Annotated in this window: 21 protein-coding genes; 7 read left to right on the top strand and 14 right to left on the bottom strand. The window is 57.0% G+C overall.

All coding sequences use genetic code 11. The annotated features are described in order from the left end of the window. Window positions 1-23: 23 nt before the first annotated feature. From ACOTTU_RS05410 to ACOTTU_RS05365, 10 genes are all read right to left on the bottom strand, one after another. A complete protein-coding gene (locus tag ACOTTU_RS05410) occupies window positions 24-1,244 on the bottom strand; it encodes a cysteine desulfurase (protein ID WP_425656351.1) in 1,221 nt (406 codons plus the stop codon). Continuing rightward, complete coding sequence (locus ACOTTU_RS05405; protein ID WP_425656350.1) at window positions 1,237-1,830, bottom strand: YIP1 family protein; 594 nt, start codon at window positions 1,828-1,830, stop codon at window positions 1,237-1,239. Before ACOTTU_RS05405 ends, ACOTTU_RS05410 begins: the two co-directional genes overlap by 8 nt. Further along, window positions 1,827-2,312 carry a YIP1 family protein gene (locus ACOTTU_RS05400; protein ID WP_425656349.1) on the bottom strand — a complete coding sequence of 162 codons (486 nt, stop codon included), beginning with the start codon at window positions 2,310-2,312 and terminating at the stop codon, window positions 1,827-1,829. The genes ACOTTU_RS05405 and ACOTTU_RS05400 overlap by 4 nt, the downstream gene beginning before the upstream one ends. Further along, window positions 2,312-3,592, bottom strand: coding sequence for a Fe-S cluster assembly protein SufD (sufD, locus tag ACOTTU_RS05395; RefSeq protein WP_425656348.1), 1,281 nt, complete (start codon window positions 3,590-3,592; stop codon window positions 2,312-2,314). The genes ACOTTU_RS05400 and sufD overlap by 1 nt, the downstream gene beginning before the upstream one ends. After that, window positions 3,592-4,347 (bottom strand): Fe-S cluster assembly ATPase SufC, encoded by a 756-nt coding sequence (gene sufC / locus ACOTTU_RS05390; protein WP_425656347.1) that lies wholly within the window; start codon window positions 4,345-4,347, stop codon window positions 3,592-3,594. Before sufC ends, sufD begins: the two co-directional genes overlap by 1 nt. 68 nt (window positions 4,348-4,415) lie before the next feature. Then, entirely contained in the window at window positions 4,416-4,730 is a 315-nt protein-coding gene (locus ACOTTU_RS05385; protein ID WP_425656346.1) for a YbjQ family protein, read from the bottom strand. Continuing rightward, complete coding sequence (locus ACOTTU_RS05380; protein ID WP_425656345.1) at window positions 4,727-4,951, bottom strand: HTH-like domain-containing protein; 225 nt, start codon at window positions 4,949-4,951, stop codon at window positions 4,727-4,729. Before ACOTTU_RS05380 ends, ACOTTU_RS05385 begins: the two co-directional genes overlap by 4 nt. After that, a complete protein-coding gene (gene sufB / locus ACOTTU_RS05375) occupies window positions 4,948-6,486 on the bottom strand; it encodes a Fe-S cluster assembly protein SufB (RefSeq protein WP_425656344.1) in 1,539 nt (512 codons plus the stop codon). Before sufB ends, ACOTTU_RS05380 begins: the two co-directional genes overlap by 4 nt. 15 nt (window positions 6,487-6,501) lie before the next feature. Beyond that, window positions 6,502-7,632, bottom strand: coding sequence for a cysteine desulfurase family protein (locus tag ACOTTU_RS05370; RefSeq protein WP_425656343.1), 1,131 nt, complete (start codon window positions 7,630-7,632; stop codon window positions 6,502-6,504). A gap of 39 nt (window positions 7,633-7,671) precedes the next feature. Beyond that, on the bottom strand, window positions 7,672-8,145 hold the full coding sequence (locus ACOTTU_RS05365; protein WP_298918306.1) for an Rrf2 family transcriptional regulator: 474 nt from the start codon (window positions 8,143-8,145) through the stop codon (window positions 7,672-7,674). Window positions 8,146-8,326: 181 nt separating this feature from the next. Here ACOTTU_RS05365 and ACOTTU_RS05360 point away from each other — a divergent pair, with 181 nt between their 5' ends. The 4 genes from ACOTTU_RS05360 to ACOTTU_RS05345 all read left to right on the top strand — a co-directional run bounded on the left by ACOTTU_RS05360 (window position 8,327) and on the right by ACOTTU_RS05345 (window position 11,124). Next, on the top strand, window positions 8,327-8,980 hold the full coding sequence (locus ACOTTU_RS05360) for an alpha/beta hydrolase (RefSeq protein ID WP_425656342.1): 654 nt from the start codon (window positions 8,327-8,329) through the stop codon (window positions 8,978-8,980). A gap of 4 nt (window positions 8,981-8,984) precedes the next feature. After that, window positions 8,985-9,224: a hypothetical protein gene (locus tag ACOTTU_RS05355; protein ID WP_298918302.1), complete on the top strand. Its 240-nt coding sequence runs from the start codon at window positions 8,985-8,987 to the stop codon at window positions 9,222-9,224. Further along, window positions 9,221-9,796: an HD domain-containing protein gene (locus tag ACOTTU_RS05350; protein ID WP_425656341.1), complete on the top strand. Its 576-nt coding sequence runs from the start codon at window positions 9,221-9,223 to the stop codon at window positions 9,794-9,796. The genes ACOTTU_RS05355 and ACOTTU_RS05350 overlap by 4 nt, the downstream gene beginning before the upstream one ends. A 113-nt stretch (window positions 9,797-9,909) precedes the next feature. Further along, complete coding sequence (locus tag ACOTTU_RS05345; RefSeq protein WP_425656340.1) at window positions 9,910-11,124, top strand: NADP-dependent isocitrate dehydrogenase; 1,215 nt, start codon at window positions 9,910-9,912, stop codon at window positions 11,122-11,124. 51 nt (window positions 11,125-11,175) lie between these two features. Here ACOTTU_RS05345 and ACOTTU_RS05340 read toward each other — a convergent pair whose 3' ends face one another. Further along, on the bottom strand, window positions 11,176-11,973 hold the full coding sequence (locus ACOTTU_RS05340) for a class II glutamine amidotransferase (protein WP_298918295.1): 798 nt from the start codon (window positions 11,971-11,973) through the stop codon (window positions 11,176-11,178). Then, on the bottom strand, window positions 11,973-12,179 hold the full coding sequence (locus ACOTTU_RS05335; protein WP_425656339.1) for a DUF6356 family protein: 207 nt from the start codon (window positions 12,177-12,179) through the stop codon (window positions 11,973-11,975). The genes ACOTTU_RS05340 and ACOTTU_RS05335 overlap by 1 nt, the downstream gene beginning before the upstream one ends. A 110-nt stretch (window positions 12,180-12,289) precedes the next feature. On the opposite strand from ACOTTU_RS05335, the gene ACOTTU_RS05330 reads away from it, so the two are divergent. The 3 genes from ACOTTU_RS05330 to typA all read left to right on the top strand — a co-directional run bounded on the left by ACOTTU_RS05330 (window position 12,290) and on the right by typA (window position 15,024). Then, complete coding sequence (locus ACOTTU_RS05330) at window positions 12,290-12,748, top strand: Lrp/AsnC family transcriptional regulator (RefSeq protein ID WP_298918291.1); 459 nt, start codon at window positions 12,290-12,292, stop codon at window positions 12,746-12,748. Window positions 12,749-12,762: 14 nt separating this feature from the next. Further along, a complete protein-coding gene (locus ACOTTU_RS05325; RefSeq protein ID WP_425656338.1) occupies window positions 12,763-13,098 on the top strand; it encodes a DMT family transporter in 336 nt (111 codons plus the stop codon). A 108-nt stretch (window positions 13,099-13,206) separates the two neighbouring features. Next, a complete protein-coding gene (gene typA, locus ACOTTU_RS05320; RefSeq protein ID WP_425656337.1) occupies window positions 13,207-15,024 on the top strand; it encodes a translational GTPase TypA in 1,818 nt (605 codons plus the stop codon). A 41-nt stretch (window positions 15,025-15,065) separates the two neighbouring features. On the opposite strand, the gene ACOTTU_RS05315 is transcribed toward typA, so the two are convergent. Together ACOTTU_RS05315 and alaS are read right to left on the bottom strand one after the other, a co-directional pair. After that, complete coding sequence (locus ACOTTU_RS05315) at window positions 15,066-15,353, bottom strand: DUF1330 domain-containing protein (RefSeq protein WP_425656336.1); 288 nt, start codon at window positions 15,351-15,353, stop codon at window positions 15,066-15,068. 4 nt (window positions 15,354-15,357) lie between these two features. Continuing rightward, window positions 15,358-18,015, bottom strand: coding sequence for an alanine--tRNA ligase (gene alaS / locus ACOTTU_RS05310; RefSeq protein ID WP_425656335.1), 2,658 nt, complete (start codon window positions 18,013-18,015; stop codon window positions 15,358-15,360). Window positions 18,016-18,086: the final 71 nt, after the last annotated feature.

Here is an 18,086-nt window from a genome sequence, read left to right as displayed (position 1 = left end):
GAAGGTTAATGCCTGTGCGGCAGTTAGGCAAAAAGATCGTGAGCTAGTTCCAGCGCATCCACGAGCACGTCAACTTCCGCTTTTGTATTGTAGAGGCCAAAGGACGCGCGGCAACTGGCCGGGATACCCATATGTGCCATCAGGGGGCCAACGCAGTGTTGACCTGCCCGAACGGCGACGCCTTTTTTGTCCAGAATGGTGGAGATATCATGTGCATGCCCTGCCCCATCCATTGTGAAGCTGAATATCGCAGCCTTGTCAGCGGTCGTTCCTTGAACCTGCAGCCAGTTTAGCCCGCCCAGTCGTTCAACCGTGTAGTCCCGCAACTGATCCTCGTGAGCAGCGATGCTCTCCATCCCCAGCGCCATCATGTATTCCAGCGCAACGCCAAGCCCAATGGTTTGCACGATGCCCGGGGTTCCTGCTTCGAACTTCATCGGCGCGTCATTGTACGTCACGCCGTCCTTGCTCACCTCCCGGATCATATCGCCGCCGCCGATGAAGGGACGCATTTCAGCCATCCGTTCCGATTTGACGAAAATCGCTCCGGAGCCGGACGGACCATAGAGCTTATGCCCGGTGATGGCGTAGAAATCACAGCCAATATCGGCCACATCAACAGGCTGATGCACCGCCGCTTGAGAGCCGTCGACAAGAACGGGAACACCTTGCGCATGTGCCGCGAGCGTGATCGATTTTACATCAACTCTAGTGCCCAACAGGTTGGAAAGATGAGAGATCGCGACGAGCTTTGTCTTTGGACCGATGGTATCAATGACCGCCTGGGGGTCCAGATATCCGGTGCTGTCGACATCAACCCACTTTAATACAACGCCTTGTCGTTCCCGCAGAAAGTGCCAAGGGACGATATTCGCGTGGTGCTCCATCACACTAAGCACAATCTCGTCGCCGGCTTTGAGACGCGGCATGGCCCAGCCATAAGCCACCATGTTGATGCCTTCGGTCGTGCCGGAGTTCAGCACGATTTCATCTTCTGAAGAAGCATTGAGAAACCGCGCAATGATGCCCCGAACCCTTTCGTATTTATCCGTGGCCAGATTGGATAAAAAGTGCAGGCCGCGGTGGACGTTCGCATATTCATGGGCATAGGCGTTGGTGATCGCATCAATCACTACCTGCGGTTTTTGGGCGGATGCACCATTGTCGAGATAAACCAGTGGCTTGCCGTTCACTTCGCGGCTTAAAATCGGGAAATCCGCGCGAATTTTTTCGACGTCATACATTTGCAGGTACTCCGATCGCGCTGATGCCGATCAATGAAAAGAGAAGTGAAACGCCCATCGACAAGGCCACAATGCTTACCAGCAGAACCAGCACGGCCTTGGCAAGCGAGTTCAGTTGCAAGCCAACGCTCAGAAAGTTCAGAAACACCCAAAGCGTCGCAATGCCGATGAACAGAAGAAGGAAGCCGGACAGAGCCGGTATCAACAAGACACAAATCAACATCAAGAACTGTGCCGCAGCGCGCAAGGCCTGCAACCACACAAGTAACGCCAGCAGATCGCCCATTTCGCCGGTGCCGCCCAAGGCTCTTCCGGTCCAGAACAGCACGTTTACGGTCAACACGAAGCCTCCCGCAATGAACGTGAAGAGCGTGAACGGGCTTGGGAAGAGGTCGGTGTAGGGGGCCGGCAGTGGCAGGATCATGTTGGAAAGAGTTGAGAAGATCGTGCTGATGATCGCAATGACCCCGGCTGCCATCCACAATTCAGGGCGTGGTAGCTGCCAACTCATGATCTCAGCGGCGGCCGCTTTTGGATCGCGCAATGTGAGCACGCCCAATTGTGGCCAGTTGACCGCGCTGATCATCTTGGCGTGCCTTCGGCAGCAACCAGTCCGCCGATCCAAAACCAGCCGAATATGACGAACCAAACCAGCCCGACAATCTGTAGCTCAAGGCCCGGGCCTATGAACCCTGCGACCAAACCGTTCAGCAGCATCAGGGGCGATGACGCCAGCAGAGCCCAGAACAAAGCAAGCCGCGCGCCATAATGGCTGCCCCTGCCGCGGAAGAGTTTCGCCACCAGGTGCGACAGAGCTGCAAGGCAATATAGCAACAGAGGGGCGATAAAAACCCACGCCATCAACGACGCCCCCAACAGCATGTTCAGCTCCTGACCTTCAAGGTGCGCCTGGCGTGCAAGTTTGGGCATCTGAGCGACGAAAACGATGACGCAGCCCGCCATTAGATAGGCCAATGCGCGGTCTTCACGCTGCCCCATCGCCAAAAGGTCGCGCAAAACCTGGCCCGGATTGCGGTAAGTGGCCGAAATATTGCGCGTCACCGCCATTAGCCGCGGTGCCGTTCCAACCAGGCAGCCAGGCGATCGTTGATCTCATCGCGCAGGGCTTCGTTCTCGATTTCTTCCACCGCTTCGGCCAAGAATGCCAGCGTCAGCAAATCCGTTGCTGTCGCTTCTGGAACACCACGCGATCTGAGATAGAACAATGCGTCCTCATCAATCGCGCCCGATGTAGACCCATGCGAACAAGCTACGTCATCGGCGTATATCTCAAGCTCTGGTTTTGCCAGAAACTGACTGTCATCATCCAGTAAAAGAGACTGGCTGATCTGATAACCATCTGTTTTTTGGGCATCTTTCTTGACCAGAATTTTACCCTGAAAAACCCCGGTCGCGCCATTGCGCAAAACCTTCTTGAAGACCTGACGGCTTTCGCAGCCCACCGCGTCATGGGTGACAAACACCGTGTCGTCGTGGTGGAAATCCCCGTCACCGACACAGGCACCGGCAACATGGGCTACCGCGTCGTCACCCGTCAGCTCAATGACACATTCGTTGCGTGTCATGACACCGTTTGCCGTCAGCGTGAAGGATTTAAAGACGCTTTCCGCCCCCAGACGTGCAAACATATGAGTTGCAGCGCGACGTTCGTGATCGCGCCCCTGAGCGCGCACATGATGAAACTCTGCGCCATCCGCAACGTCCACTTCCATCACCTTGTTGAACCGCGCCGCAGCGGGCCCGTTTTCCAATACCGTGACGGAGGCCCCCGCATCGACACGGATCACATGGTGCAACATCGCATCAGAGGTCTCGGACCGGTGGTGATATTGCAAGCTGACAGGTTTGGAGACCTGACCGGTCACATGGATCAAAACCCCATCCGGCGCAAAGGCGGTGTTCAACGCGGCCAGAGGGCGGGCAACGGGCGACTGGCCTTTTGCTTCAAGCGTGCCGTAAAGGTCGCGCGCCCAATGAATATCTGTTCGCGCCTCGGCCAGGCGATCAATGCTCAGCCCTTCGGCGACAAGATCGCTGGAAGCATCCGCATCGAATACTCCATCGACAAAAACGATCTGAATCCGGTCCATATGCCCGAAAATCGGCCCTTCATCATTGTCGAAAAGGGCCGCCGGGACCGCTGCGGGCTGGGTCAATGTGTCAGGGCGGGTGTATTTCCAATACTCATCGCGCCGCTCCGGCAGGCCCATCGCGTGCAACCGGCTCAGCGCATCGGCGCGCGCGCCATCCGGCCATCCGCCCGCAGGTTGGGACAAGGACGCCAGCCGCGCCTCAAGCGTGGAGAGTTTCTGCGCTGCCTGGGCCATTACGCCACCTCTTCGAGAATACCGGCATAGCCATTGTTCTCGACTTCGAGCGCCAGCTCCGGCCCGCCGGATTTCACGATCCGCCCGTCAGCCATGATGTGCACCACATCGGGCTTGATGTGATCGAGCAACCGTTGATAGTGCGTGATCACCAGAAACCCGCGGCCCGCAGACCGCAGCGCATTCACGCCTTCGGCCACCAGTTTCATCGCATCCACATCCAAACCGGAATCGGTTTCATCCAGAATGCACATTTTGGGTTCCAGCATGGCCATCTGCAGGATTTCATTGCGCTTTTTCTCACCACCTGAAAAGCCCACATTGACCGGGCGTTTCAGCATATCTGCGTCGATTTTCAGCTCCTTTGCACGCGCGCGCACCGCCTTGAGAAAATCGGATGCGGACATCTCCTCTTCGTCACGCGCCTTGCGCTGTGCATTCACTGCAGTGCGCAGGAAGGTCATATTGCCAACGCCGGGAATTTCCACAGGGTATTGAAACGCCAGAAAAAGACCCGCTGCGGCACGTTCTTCGGGGTCCATGTCGAGCAGGTCCTCGCCTTCCAGCATTGCGGCACCGTCGGTGACCTCATAGCCGTCCTTGCCCGAAAGCACATAGGACAGGGTCGATTTACCCGAGCCGTTTGGCCCCATGATCGCGTGCACCTTGCCTGCGTCCACCTCCAGATCGACGCCTTTGAGGATCTGTTTGTCCTCTTCTTCAAGTTTCACGTGCAGGTTCTTGATGCTCAGCATATCGGTTGTCCTTTTGTCGGCTCCGCTCTGGCGGATATGTTCTTTTTCAACATGTTAAATTGAGTTCTTCAGGTGACCGTGACGGCGGTGCCAGAGACAGAAACCATCAGCATGCTGTCCCCGATCACCTCGTAATCCAGATCAATGCCCACAACCGCATTGGCCCCTTTGGCCCGCGCGCGGTCTTCGAGTTCGGCCATTGCCTCGTCACGGGCGTCTTTGAGCTTGGTCTCGTAAGCCCCCGAGCGCCCGCCAATCACATCCGTGACGGAGGCAAAGAAATCCCGCACGATATTAGCCCCCATAATAGCCTCGCCCACGACAATGCCGTGATAAGCGGTGATCGGGCGTCCTTCGACTGTATTTGTTGTGGTGAGGATCATTCGTCTTTCAACTCTACATGGGGCGCAAGATTGATGCCTTTTCGCAACTCAGCACCGTAAGATTTCTTACCCGTCGCAGATTCTGCAATACGCTGCAGACTCAATCCCTGAAGATACTTTGCGTATTCGATAGCAAACAAATGAATAGCAACAACTTTACCGATATCATTTGATCGCTGGTAGCGAACCCTAAGAATATCAATCAAGGCGTCCTCGGTCATCCAACCGACCCTTCCAAGGAAATCGCCACTAACTGCTGCGCTTCCATGGCGAACTCCATCGGCAGCGCCTGCAGCACGTCCTTGCAGAAGCCGTTGACCACCAGCGCCACGGCTTCTTCCTCGTCCATTCCGCGTGAGCGGCAGTAGAAAAGCTGATCGTCATCCACCTTGGAGGTCGTGGCCTCGTGTTCGACGCGGCTGGAGTTGTTCTTGACCTCGATGTAAGGCACCGTATGCGCGCCGCAGTCACCGCCGATCAGCAGGCTGTCGCATTGCGTATAGTTGCGCGATTCCTTGGCCTTGGGGTGCATCGACACCAGCCCGCGATAGGTGTTCTGCGCCTTGCCGGCAGAGATGCCCTTGGACACGATCCGCGACTTCGTGCGCTTGCCCAGATGGATCATCTTGGTGCCGGTATCGGCCTGCTGCATGTTGTTGGCGATGGCGATTGAATAGAACTCACCCTGCGTGTCGTCCCCGCGCAGGATGCAGGAGGGGTATTTCCAGGTCACGGCAGAGCCGGTTTCCACCTGCGTCCACATCACCTTGGCCCGGTCGCCCCGGCAGTCCGCGCGTTTGGTCACGAAGTTGTAAATACCGCCCTTGCCGTTCTCATCGCCGGGATACCAGTTCTGCACAGTGGAATATTTCACCTCCGCGTCTTCCTCGACAATGATCTCGACCACGGCGGCATGCAATTGCGCGATGTCACGCTGCGGCGCGGTGCAGCCTTCGAGGTAGGACACATAAGAGCCCTTGTCGGCGATGATCAGCGTGCGTTCAAACTGGCCGGTGTTCTCCGCATTGATGCGGAAATAGGTGGACAGCTCCATCGGGCAGCGCACGCCCGGCGGGACGTAGACAAACGATCCATCCGAGAAGACCGCCGAATTCAGCGTCGCGTAATAGTTGTCGGAAACCGGCACGACCGACCCGAGATATTTCTTCACCAACTCCGGATGATCCTTGATCGCCTCGGAAATCGAGCAGAAGATCACACCCGCTTTTTTCAGCTCATCCTGGAAGGTTGTGCCCACGGAGACGGAATCAAAGACCGCATCCACGGCAACCTTGCGCGGCGCATCCGTCAGGTCTTCGGCCCCTTCAACACCTGCAAGGATCATCTGCTCCTTGAGCGGAATGCCCAGTTTCTTGTAGGTTTCCAAAAGCTTGGGATCGACCTCATCGAGCGATTTGGGCTTCACTTCCATGGATTTCGGACGCGCGTGGTAATACTGGTCCTGAAAATCGATCTCCGGGTAGTCGACCATCGCCCATTTGGGCTCTTTCTTTTCCAGCCAACGTTCGTAGGCCGCGAGACGCCATTCCAGCATCCATTCCGGCTCTTCGTTCTTTTCCGAGATCAGCTTGACGATATCGGCGGATAGGCCCTTGGGCGCATATTCCATTTCAATGTCGGTGGACCAGCCATATTTATACTTGCCACCGACCTCACGGACAGCATCAACGGTTTCCTGATCGACGCCGTCCTTGACTTGTACGTCATCCGCTCTGGTCTGATCCAGTGCCGCCATGTTTTCCTCCAGGTCTCACGCCATGCGGGCGCGGAATTTCTGTTCCTTGGCCAACCATGTTTCAGCAAAGCGCTGAACATCTTCGGCTGTTGTTTCCAATCCCAGCGACACGCGAATGGCGCTGCTGGCGATCTCGTCATCATATCCCATCGCCTGCAAGACTTTGCTTGCACGCACCTTGCCGCTGGAGCAGGCAGAGCCTGCGCTGATGGCGAAACCCGCAAGATCCATCTGGATCACCTGGCTTTCGCCTTTCCAGCCCGGCGTGGCAAAACAAGAGGTGTTCGGCAAACGATCGGCGTCTTTCCCGACAAAAATAGTCGTCTTGGCGCTGGCTGCAAGAGTGTTTTCTAGAATCTTTCTAAGTTCTTTGATTTCTTCCCACCGCCCGGACGCGACATCATGTGCCGCAGCGGCCGCAGCGGCCCCGAATCCAGCGATTCCGATGATGTTTTCGGTGCCGGATCTTCGGCCCATTTCCTGACCGCCTCCCGGGATGCGCGGCTTCACATCGATCCCGTGTTTGACGATCAAGGCGCCGATGCCTTTCGGCCCCCCAAGTTTATGCGCGGATACCATGACAAAATCCGCGCCGGATCTCGCAAAGGAGAAATCTGTCTTTCCCAGCGCCTGCACGGCATCCACCAGGATCAGAACAGAGCGTTTCAGGGCCCAGAGCGCCTGCGCGTGCTTCAATGTGTCCTGCAGAACGCCAGTTTCGCTGTTGGCGGCCTGAAGTGCCACGACATCATCCCAGATGCCGTCCTCAAAACTCTGTCCGTTGGCCTGTCCGGTCAAAACACCATTGCCGTCGACATCCAGAAGTTGGCTCAGATCAACACCCTCTTTCTGAACCCAGGACAGAACCGCATCATGCTCAATACCAGCACTGGACAATGTGGCACCGTCGGGAATTGCCAGAGCAGCGGCCTCGGTAGCACCGGAGGTGAAAATGATCTCGGCAGGCGCGCAGCCCACAAGGCCGGCAACCTGCTGGCGCGCCTGTTCCACAAGGCCCTTGGCAGCGCGCCCCTCTGCGTGAACCGAAGAGGGATTGCCGATCAAATCCATTGCGGCCAACATTGCCTGCCGTGCTTCGGGCCGCAAAGGTGCTGTTGCATTATGGTCCAGATAGACGCGTTTCATCGGTCAGGTGTTCACTTGAATAAATGGGTTTGGCGAGGATCAGGAGACGGGGCTCGGGTCGTCAACAACGTCAAAGAGGTGCGGAACCGCCGGACAAGGCGCGAGCTCATTGGCGATCACGTCAGACAAGCGTGTCTGGTGCAGGAACACGTAGACATGCGCGCTGAGCCCTTCCCAGAGGCGATTGGTGAGCGATTGCGCCCGGCTGCCAGACGCGCCACCCGATGCGCCTGCGCCTTTGTGCATGGCGTCAACCGTCTCATCAACGGCGGATAACACATCTACGACCCGGATGGCGGAAGCGGGTTGCGCCAGACGGTACCCCCCACCAGGTCCCCGCACCGACGACACCAAATTCGCCCGCCTAAGTTTTACAAAAAGCTGCTCAAGATAGGGCAACGAAATCGCCTGCCGATCGGCAATATCGCCAAGGGTGACCAGTTGCCCTTCGGGTTGCAGAGCAATGTCGGAAAGCGCCACCATGGCGTAGCGGCCTTTGGTCGATAACTTCACGTAGTGCTCCCCGTGATCCATGTCAGAGCCCGCAATTGATTGACGCGGGGCGTTTAAATGCCTAAGTCCGGTTTTCGCACTCTATATAAAGATGCGCAAGTAAATTAGAACCGTTCTAAGGCGCTTCGTGGAACGAACTTCTGTTCACCCAGCGCTGGCCGACATTGTTACAGGGACGCTCATGCCTGAGGTCATTTTCCCCGGCCCCGAAGGTCGCCTAGAAGGCCGCTATCACCCGCAAAAAGAGCGGGACGCACCGATTGCAATCATATTGCACCCCCACCCGCAGTTCGGGGGCACCATGAACCACGTGATCGTGCACCGCATGCATTACGCGTTCTACAATATGGGTTTCACGGTTCTGCGGTTCAATTTCCGCGGTGTCGGGCGCTCTCAGGGTGAATACGATCAGGGCATTGGCGAGCTGTCAGACGCGGCATCTGCTCTCGATTACCTCCAGTCCATGAACAACAACTCCAAGCATTGTTGGGTCGCCGGGTTTTCATTTGGCGCCTGGATTGGAATGCAACTGCTGATGCGTCGCCCGGAAATCACCGGGTTCATTTCGGTAGCACCACCCGCCAACATGTATGACTTTTCTTTTCTGGCCCCCTGCCCCGCATCTGGCCTGATCATCAATGGGACTGCCGACCGCGTTGCACCGCCGCATGATACCGAAGGGCTCGTATCAAAGCTGCACGAGCAAAAAGGCATCACGATCACCCATGAACAGGTTGAGGGCGCGGGTCACTTCTTTGAAGAGCCCCATCTCGATACGCTGATCGACAGCACGACCACATATGTGAAACGCCGCCTCACGGAAACAAGCCGGTAAGCTGATGGGAATTGTCGAAGACGTCGCCGACGAATTGGCCTTGGAAAGCCTGAAAATCATCAACGCCACGGGCGACGATGCCTTTGTGCAGCGCGTCGCCGATACAATTGGCGGCTCTTCACAGACCATGGAAGAGGCCTATCTGACCGCGGTGCGTGTGCGGCGCGCAGAACAACGGGCCCGCGAGTTACTCAAGACACTCAAGGATGACATGGCGCGCAGCCTGGAACCTCCGAAAGAATGAGCGACCGGCTGGACCGTCAGATTGCTTTTCTGTCAGAGGCAGACAAACTGAAATCGATCCTCAGGGCGTCGCGCCTTCACGACGCCAGCCGCTTTGAAAACTCTGCAGAACATTCCTGGCACGTGATGCTCTATGCCTACGTGCTGGCGGATCAGGCCGACACAAATGTGCAGATCGACCGGGTGATCAAGATGTTGCTGTTGCATGATTTGGTTGAGATCGACGCCGGTGACAACCCCATTCACGGTGATGTCGACGTCGCTGCCATGGCTGCAAAGGAGGCGGCGGCAGCCGACCGTATATTTGGCTTATTGCCCGAAGATCAGGCGCTGTCCTTCCGGGCACTCTGGGATGAATTCGAAGCGGCCGAGACGCCGGATGCGATTTTCGCCAAGTCCATTGACCGCGTTCAGACACCCATCGGCAACCTGTCGAATGGCGGTGGATCATGGACAGACTACAACGTGAGTTTTGATCAACTGGAGACACGTGTCGGAACCCCTGTGAATCGCGGCGCGCCGGGGCTTTGGGAGTGGCTTTTGCCGAAGCTGCGGTTGTTCTTCAAAACCTGATCTGTGAAAACTGAACACCAAAACGGTATGCATTTGTATACCGACTTTAAAATCTGAATAAACTGCGCTACACCGCGCGCAGACCGACTCGATTTTCTCAACAGGAGTGCTCCGTGACCAAGATCAAGGTGGACAACCCCATCGTCGAACTCGATGGCGACGAAATGACCCGGATCATCTGGGATTTCATCAAGAAAAAGCTGATCCTGCCATATCTGGATGTGGACCTGAAATACTACGATCTCGGCATCGAAGCCCGGGATGAGACCGACGATCAGATTACCATCAATGCCGCCCATGCCATCAAGGAGCACGGCGTTGGTGTCAAATGCGCGACCATCACGCCGGATGAAGCGCGGGTGGAAGAATTTGGCCTCAAGCAGATGTGGCGCTCGCCCAATGGCACGATCCGCAATATTCTGGGCGGTGTCATTTTCCGCCAACCGATCATCTGCAAAAACGTCCCGCGGCTGGTGCCGGGCTGGACAAAGCCTATTGTTGTCGGGCGGCATGCTTACGGCGATCAATACCGCGCCACCGATTTCAAATTCCCCGGCAAAGGAAAGTTGACCCTGAAATTTGTGGGTGACGACGGCACCGAGATCGAACGCGAGGTCTTTGATGCCCCCGACAGCGGTGTCGTCATGGCCATGTATAACCTAGATAAATCCATCATCGATTTTGCCCGTGCCTCGTTCAATTATGGGCTGACGCTTGGATGGCCCGTATATCTGTCCACCAAGAATACGATCCTGAAACAATATGACGGGCGTTTTCTGGAACTCTTTCAGCAGATTTTTGACGAGGAATTCGCCGAGAAATTCAAAGAGGCCGGAATCTGGTACGAGCATCGGTTGATCGACGACATGGTGGCCTCGGCAATGAAGTGGTCGGGCGGCTATGTCTGGGCTTGCAAGAACTACGATGGTGACGTGCAGTCCGATACGGTCGCACAGGGGTTCGGTTCGCTGGGGCTGATGGCCTCCGTTCTGATGACACCTGATGGCAAGGTCGTGGAATCCGAGGCAGCGCACGGCACGGTGACCCGCCACTATCGCCAGCACCAGAAAGGCGAACAGACCTCGACCAATTCGATCGCATCTATCTACGCCTGGACGGGGGGGCTCAAGCACCGCGCGAAGCTTGATGACAATGCGCCCCTGCTGAATTTTGCGGAGACGCTGGAAAAAGTCATCGTGGACACAGTGGAAAGCGGGCATATGACCAAGGATCTGGCCCTGCTTGTTGGTCCGGATCAGAGCTGGTTAACGACGATGGGTTTTCTGGAGAAGGTCGACGAGAACCTGAACAAAGCCCTGGTAGGCTGAATTTTCGGAATCCAGCGAATTCAAAGGGCTGCAAATTGCGCCCCTTTGTTTTCAGGCTGCCTGCGCCGTCACATTTGGCTCAAAGCTGGATATCTCCACCGTGTCCCTTGTGAAACGGCAAAAGCTTCCCGCCGGCACCGCGTGCCACTCGTTGGCATCTTCTTCGTAGGGCTCTGAGACCACCGCCCAACCGCGCCGGGCCTCATGCCATTGATAGTAGAGTGATGGCGCCAGATGATCGGAGGCATAGCGGATCGCGTAAAGCGTTTCACCATCCGACAGGGCTGCGGTGCAGCGGATCAATGCGCCGTCAAATTCGCTTTGAGCCGCCAAATCCTGCAACATGCCAACGGCCTTTTCGAGCGCCAGCCGCGGGTTTTCTTCGAGACCCAGACCACAGGCGGTCAGGAATATGGCTTCGCTGTCGGTGGCGCCCCTGCGATCGGAGTAAAACCTGTCGGCAATCAGCATGTCTGCGGATTTGCGAAATCCTTCGAAACCGCCGACCTGCCCGTTGTGCATGAAGGACCAGCGCCCCTGCACGAAAGGGTGACAGTTGTTCCGGCTCGTGGCCGTTCCGGTGGAGGCGCGGACATGGGCCAGAAACAGCGGGGATTTCACCTGATCAGCCAATGCGGCAAGGTTCGGGTCGGACCAGGCCGGATAGACGTCACGGTAGAGACCGGGTTCCGGGCGCTGATCGTACCAGGCCAGGCCAAAACCATCCGCGTTTATGGCGGTCTTACATTCCGTAGCTGCCTTGGACTGCTTGATCAGCGAGTGCGCCGGTGCAGTCAGAATCTCCGAGAGAAAAATCGGCGCGCCCAGATAGGCGGCCCATCTGCACATCAGTGCCCCCGGTTGTGAATGCGACCATAGAGCCGGGTGATGATCCGGCTGGCGGTTTTCTCAAAAAGACACGGGATGAAAGCGTGCACGAGTGCCGCCCCGGCGGCAGCAAAAAGCGATAGTGCAAATGTCATCGCAAACCGCATGTGCTGGAAAAAGGTCTCATCAACCGTGGCGGGGTGTTCAAGAAAGATGCGCTGGAACATTTGAATCTCCTGTTTGTTGAGCAGTTTTAGCGCGATACCCATGAGAATTTGTCCCAAACGTTTTAAAGTTTTGTTTGTATAGGGGATATTTTCCTTCTAATTTGGCGAATATGTTGAAAATTGATGAAACAGATCGACGAATCCTCTCCTTTCTGCAACGGGACGCAAGCCAGTCGCTTGACGCATTGAGTGATGCGGTCAACCTGAGCCGCAATGCCTGCTGGCGCCGGATCAAGGCACTTGAGGCGGCTGGAGTGATCTCTGCGCGCGTGACCTTGCTGGATCCAAACGCACTGGGGCTTGGTTTGATGGTCTTCATGATGATCCGCACCAACGCCCATGCGCCAGACTGGTTGGAGGCTTTCAAGAAAGCGACCCAATCCATGCCGGAGATTCTGGGCGTTTACAGAATGACCGGCGATCTCGACTACTTGATCCGCGCCCGTGTCGCAGATATGGCCGATTACGACAGGCTCTATCAGGCGCTGATCCGGCGCGTTCCTCTGTCGGATGTTTCGGCCAGTTTCGTGATGGAGCAGATCAAAGACACGCATCAACTGCCGCTCTGAGCGAAAGGCCCCCCATGCCGTTGCATTACATCTACCTCGTCCTCGCCATTGCGGCGGAAACCATCGGCACAACCGCCCTGCAAGCCAGCCAGCAGTTCAGCAAGTTCTGGCCATCGGTCCTCGTGGTCGCGGCCTATGCTATTTCGTTCTACCTCTTAGCGCTCGCACTGAAATTCATGCCTGTCGGCATCGTCTACGCGATCTGGTCCGGGCTTGGCATTGTATTGATCGCAATCATCGGGTTCGTTGTTTTCGGTCAACGGTTGGACCTGCCAGCAACCTTGGGGCTTTCATTGATCATCGTCGGAATCCTCATCATTCACCTCTTTTCCAAAACGGCGACGCATTAAGCCGCAGCGGCTTGTCCGATTTCCCCTAGCTTTCCGACAGGAGGCGCGGTATGCGCCCCCCAACACATGCGCCCTCAGGCGCGCGATCTCCCAATAAAGGCTCTCGTCATGGACCTGCGTAACATCGCAATCATTGCTCACGTCGATCACGGTAAAACGACGCTCGTGGATGAATTGCTCAAACAATCCGGCACCTTTCGTGAAAATCAGGCCACCGCTGAACGCGCCATGGACAGCAATGATCTGGAGCGGGAGCGCGGCATCACCATTCTGGCCAAGGCGACATCGGTCGAATGGAAAGGCACGCGCATCAACATTGTCGACACGCCCGGCCACGCGGATTTCGGCGGCGAAGTGGAGCGGATTCTCTCCATGGTCGATGGCGTGGTTTTGCTGGTGGATGCGGCAGAAGGCCCGATGCCACAAACCAAATTCGTGACATCCAAGGCCCTGGCACTGGGATTGCGTCCAATTGTCGTGCTCAACAAGGTCGACAAACCCGATGCTGAACCGGATCGCGCGCTGGATGAATGCTTTGATCTTTTCGCCAATCTCGGGGCGGATGATGATCAGCTCGATTTTCCCGCCATGTATGCCTCGGGTCGGAGCGGCTGGGCAGATATGGAACTGGACGGCCCGCGCGCTGATCTCTCCGCCCTCTTTGACCTTATTGTAGACCACGTCCCCAGCCCGGCGCAGATTGCGCAACGGGATGAGCCTTTTCGCATGCTGGCCACGACGCTTGGGGCCGATCCGTTCATCGGTCGTATCCTCACCGGTCGCGTCGAATCCGGCACCTTGAAGGCAGGTGAGACCGTCAAGGCCCTGTCGCGCGACGGCGGGCTGATAGAAAATTTCCGTGTCACCAAAATTCTGGCCTTCTGCGGACTGACGCAGCAACCGATTGATCTGGCCGAAGCGGGCGATATCGTCAGCCTTGCGGGCATGTCCAAGGCCACCGTGGCCGACAGCATCGTCGCATCATCAGTCACTGAGGCGCTGCCCGCCCAACCCATCGATCCGCCCACCATCACTGTGACCTTTGGCATTAATGACAGCCCGTTGGCCGGGCGCGATGGCAAGAAGGTGCAATCGCGTGTGATCCGCGAAAGGCTGATGAAGGAAGCGGAATCCAATGTTGCAATCAAGATCAGCGACACCCCCGGCGGCGAGGCGTTCGAAGTCGCGGGTCGTGGCGAATTGCAAATGGGCGTTCTGATCGAAAACATGCGCCGGGAAGGGTTTGAACTGAGCATTTCGCGCCCGCAGGTCCTGTTTCAGGAGATCGATGGCATACGGCATGAACCCATCGAAGAAGCAACAATCGACGTCGATGATGAATATTCTGGGGCGGTCATTGAAAAAATCACCGGGGCGCGACGCGGCGAACTTGTTGAGATGAAGCCAGCGGGTGCTGGCAAGACACGGATTGTGGCCCACGTTCCTTCACGTGGTCTCATTGGCTATCACGGCGAATTCCTGACCGATACCCGTGGTACAGGTGTTCTGAACCGGGTGTTTCATACCTGGGCGCCGCACAAAGGGCCGATCCCCGGACGACGCGCAGGTGTGCTGATTTCCATGGAGAATGGGACATCTGTGGCCTATGCCCTCTGGAACCTCGAAGAGCGCGGTAGAATGATGATCGGCGCGCAGGCGAATGTCTACACTGGCATGATCATCGGGGAGCACAGCCGCGAAAACGATCTCGAAGTGAACCCACTCAAGGGCAAGAAACTGACCAATGTGCGCGCCTCCGGGACGGATGAAGCCGTGCGGCTGACCACGCCGATGAACCTCTCACTGGAGGAGGCGATTGCCTATATCGACGATGATGAACTGGTCGAAGTGACGCCAAACGCCATTCGTCTGCGCAAGCGCTACCTTGACCCGCATGAACGCAAACGGATGGCCAGAGCCAGCTAAGACGCAAGGTGATCGTCCGCCCTCTTAGAGCGGTCGAACCCTCATTCGTTGGTTTCGATAATCATCAATTCACGTTCGCTGGCATTGCGCGCGTGGTTCAGTGCCTCTTGATAAACATCTGAACGATAACATTTTTCAGCTGTTTCCACGTCGGGGAAACGCGCGACGACATTGCGGGGACGCGCGCGCCCTTCGAGTTGAACAAACCGGCCACCGCGTGCGATAAAAGTCCCGCCATGTGCTGCAATAGCCTCCGTGGCGAGGGCTGCGTATTTGCTGTAGGCGTCGTCATCTGTCACCGTGACATGTGCGATCCAAAGGGCTCCCATGGTCCTATCCTTTCAAAACTTTTTCTGCTGCGGCAATGGCGGCTTTGGCGTTCTGAGCATCTTTTGCGCCACCTTGCGCCATATCGGGTCGTCCGCCGCCCCCCTTGCCGCCCAATTCCGCCACCGCGGCCTTGACGATATCAACTGCTGAGGCGCGGTCGGTCAAATCCGTGGTCACACCAGCCGCGACGGCCGCTTTGCCATCGGAATCAGCGACCAACAGCACAGCGCCGCTGCCCAATTTTTCCTTGAACTGATCCACAAGCGCCGGCAGATCCTTGCCCGTCACACCCGTCAGAACCTGCGCAATGAAAGCGATCCCACCGACGTCCTTTGCTTCGGGTGCATCTGTGCCACCGCCACCCGCCATTGCCAGTTCGCGGCGCAATTGAGCGACCTCATTGCTCAGGTTTCGGCGCTCTTCCATCAGACTGCGAACCCTTTCGGGCACGTCCGCCGCCTGCGCTTTGAGATCCAGGGCGACCTCGGCCAGTCGATGATCCTGCGCGCGTAAATATGACAGAGCTGCGGCCCCGGTCAGCGCTTCGATCCGGCGTACACCTGCGCTGCTGGCGCTGTCGCCCAGGGTCACAAATGCGCCGATATCACCGGTCTGGCGCACATGGGTGCCGCCGCAAAGCTCCAGCGAATAGGTGTTGCCATCAGACCCTTTGCCGGAACCGTCCTTGCGGCCCATGGAAACGACGCGCACCTCATCTCCATATTTTTCACCAAAGAGCGCCTGAGCGCCCAAGGCACGCGCGTCATCGGGCGTCATGATCCGGGTCTCAACGGCAGCATTCTGGCGAATGTAGCTGTTCACATCCGCTTCCACTTTGGCCAGTTCGTCGAGGTTCAGGGCCTGAGTATGGCTGAAATCGAACCGCAACCGGTCTTCCGCATTGAGCGATCCGCGCTGTGCTACGTGATCGCCCAGAGCTTCGCGCAAGGCTTCGTGCAGCAGGTGCGTGGCCGAATGGTTCGCGCGGATGGCGGTACGTCTAGAATGATCAACGTCGAGAACGGCAGCATCACCGGTGGTGATTGACCCTTCGGTGACCGTCGCGATATGAATGAAGACGCCAGCCGATTTTCGCGTATCAGAAACCTCGGCCACCCCACTGGCTGTGCGAATGACACCTGTATCCCCAACCTGACCACCGCTCTCGGCGTAAAAAGGCGTCTGGTTCAGCGCGATCTGCACGTTTTGACCGGGGTCTGCACTGGCGATTTCCGCGCCGTCCTGCACTAGCGCCACAATCTGACCTTCCGCTACTTCGGTGTCGTAGCCAAGGAAATCGGTCGTGCCGTGTTTGTCGGCCACATCAAACCAGATCGTCGCATCCGCGGCTTCGCCGGAGCCCGACCACGCGGCACGTGCCTTGGCTTTTTGCTCTGCCATGGCCGCGTCGAAACCGTCGGTGTCGACCGACCGCCCCTTCTCGCGCAGCGCATCCTGTGTGAGATCAAGCGGGAACCCATAGGTATCATAGAGCTTGAAGGCGGCATCACCCGGCAAATCTGCTTCCTCGGGCAGACGCGCCAATTCTTCGTCTAGCAATTTCAAACCGCGATCCAGCGTCTGGCGGAACCGGGTTTCTTCCTGCAACAACGTCTGTTCGATCATGGATTGCGCCTGACCAAGTTCGGGATAGGCCGCGCCCATTTTCTGAACCAGTGCCGGCACCAAACGATGCATCAACGGGTCTTTTGCACCCAAAAGATGCGCATGGCGCATGGCCCGCCGCATGATGCGCCGCAGCACATAGCCGCGCCCGTCATTCGATGGCATGACCCCATCGGCCATCAGGAAGGACGTGGATCGCAAGTGATCGGCGATCACGCGGTGATGCACGTTCTGATCGCCGTAGGGATCGACGCCGGTAGCATGGGCCGAGGCTTCGATCAGCGATTTGAAGAGATCCGTGTCATAGTTGTCATGGCTTCCCTGCAGAAGCGCACCAATGCGTTCCAATCCCATGCCAGTGTCAATCGACTGCATTTCCAGATCGATCATCGAGCCATCTTCGAACTGCTCGTTTTGCATGAAAACGATGTTCCATATCTCGATGAAACGGTCACCGTCTTCTTCCGGACTGCCCGGAGGGCCGCCCCAGATGTGATCGCCGTGATCGTAGAAGATTTCGGTGCACGGACCGCAGGGGCCGGTAGGGCCCATCTGCCAGAAATTGTCGGACGTGGCGATGCGGATGATCCGCTCTTCCGGCACACCGACCTTTTTCCAAATGTCAAAAGCCTCATCATCGGTGTGATAGACGGTGACATAGAGGCGCTCTTTGGGGATACCGAATTCACCTGTGATCAGGTTCCAGGCGAACGGGATGGCGTCATCCTTGAAATAATCGCCAAAGCTGAAATTCCCCAGCATTTCGAAAAAAGTATGGTGGCGCGCGGTATAGCCCACGTTATCCAGATCGTTGTGTTTGCCACCCGCCCGCACGCATTTTTGCGCCGTCGTGGCGCGCTTGTAGTCGCGGGTTTCGACACCTGTGAAGAGGTTTTTGAACTGCACCATGCCGGAATTCACGAACATCAAGGTCGGATCGTTGCGCGGCACCAGCGGGCTCGACGGCACAACCGCATGGCCCTGCTTGTCAAAATAGGACAGGAAGGTGGAGCGGATATCGTTCAGGGTTTGCATGAACCGGGGCCTTTGAGCGTGGAATTGTGGTCTTGATCAAATAGCCGCCCCGTTCCCGGCTGTCCACGTCT

It is taken from the genome of Roseobacter sp. EG26 (assembly GCF_049830555.1).
Lineage (GTDB): Bacteria > Pseudomonadota > Alphaproteobacteria > Rhodobacterales > Rhodobacteraceae > Roseobacter.
Note: the sequence above shows the minus strand (reverse complement) of the source record. Positions and strands in the feature narration are given on the sequence as shown.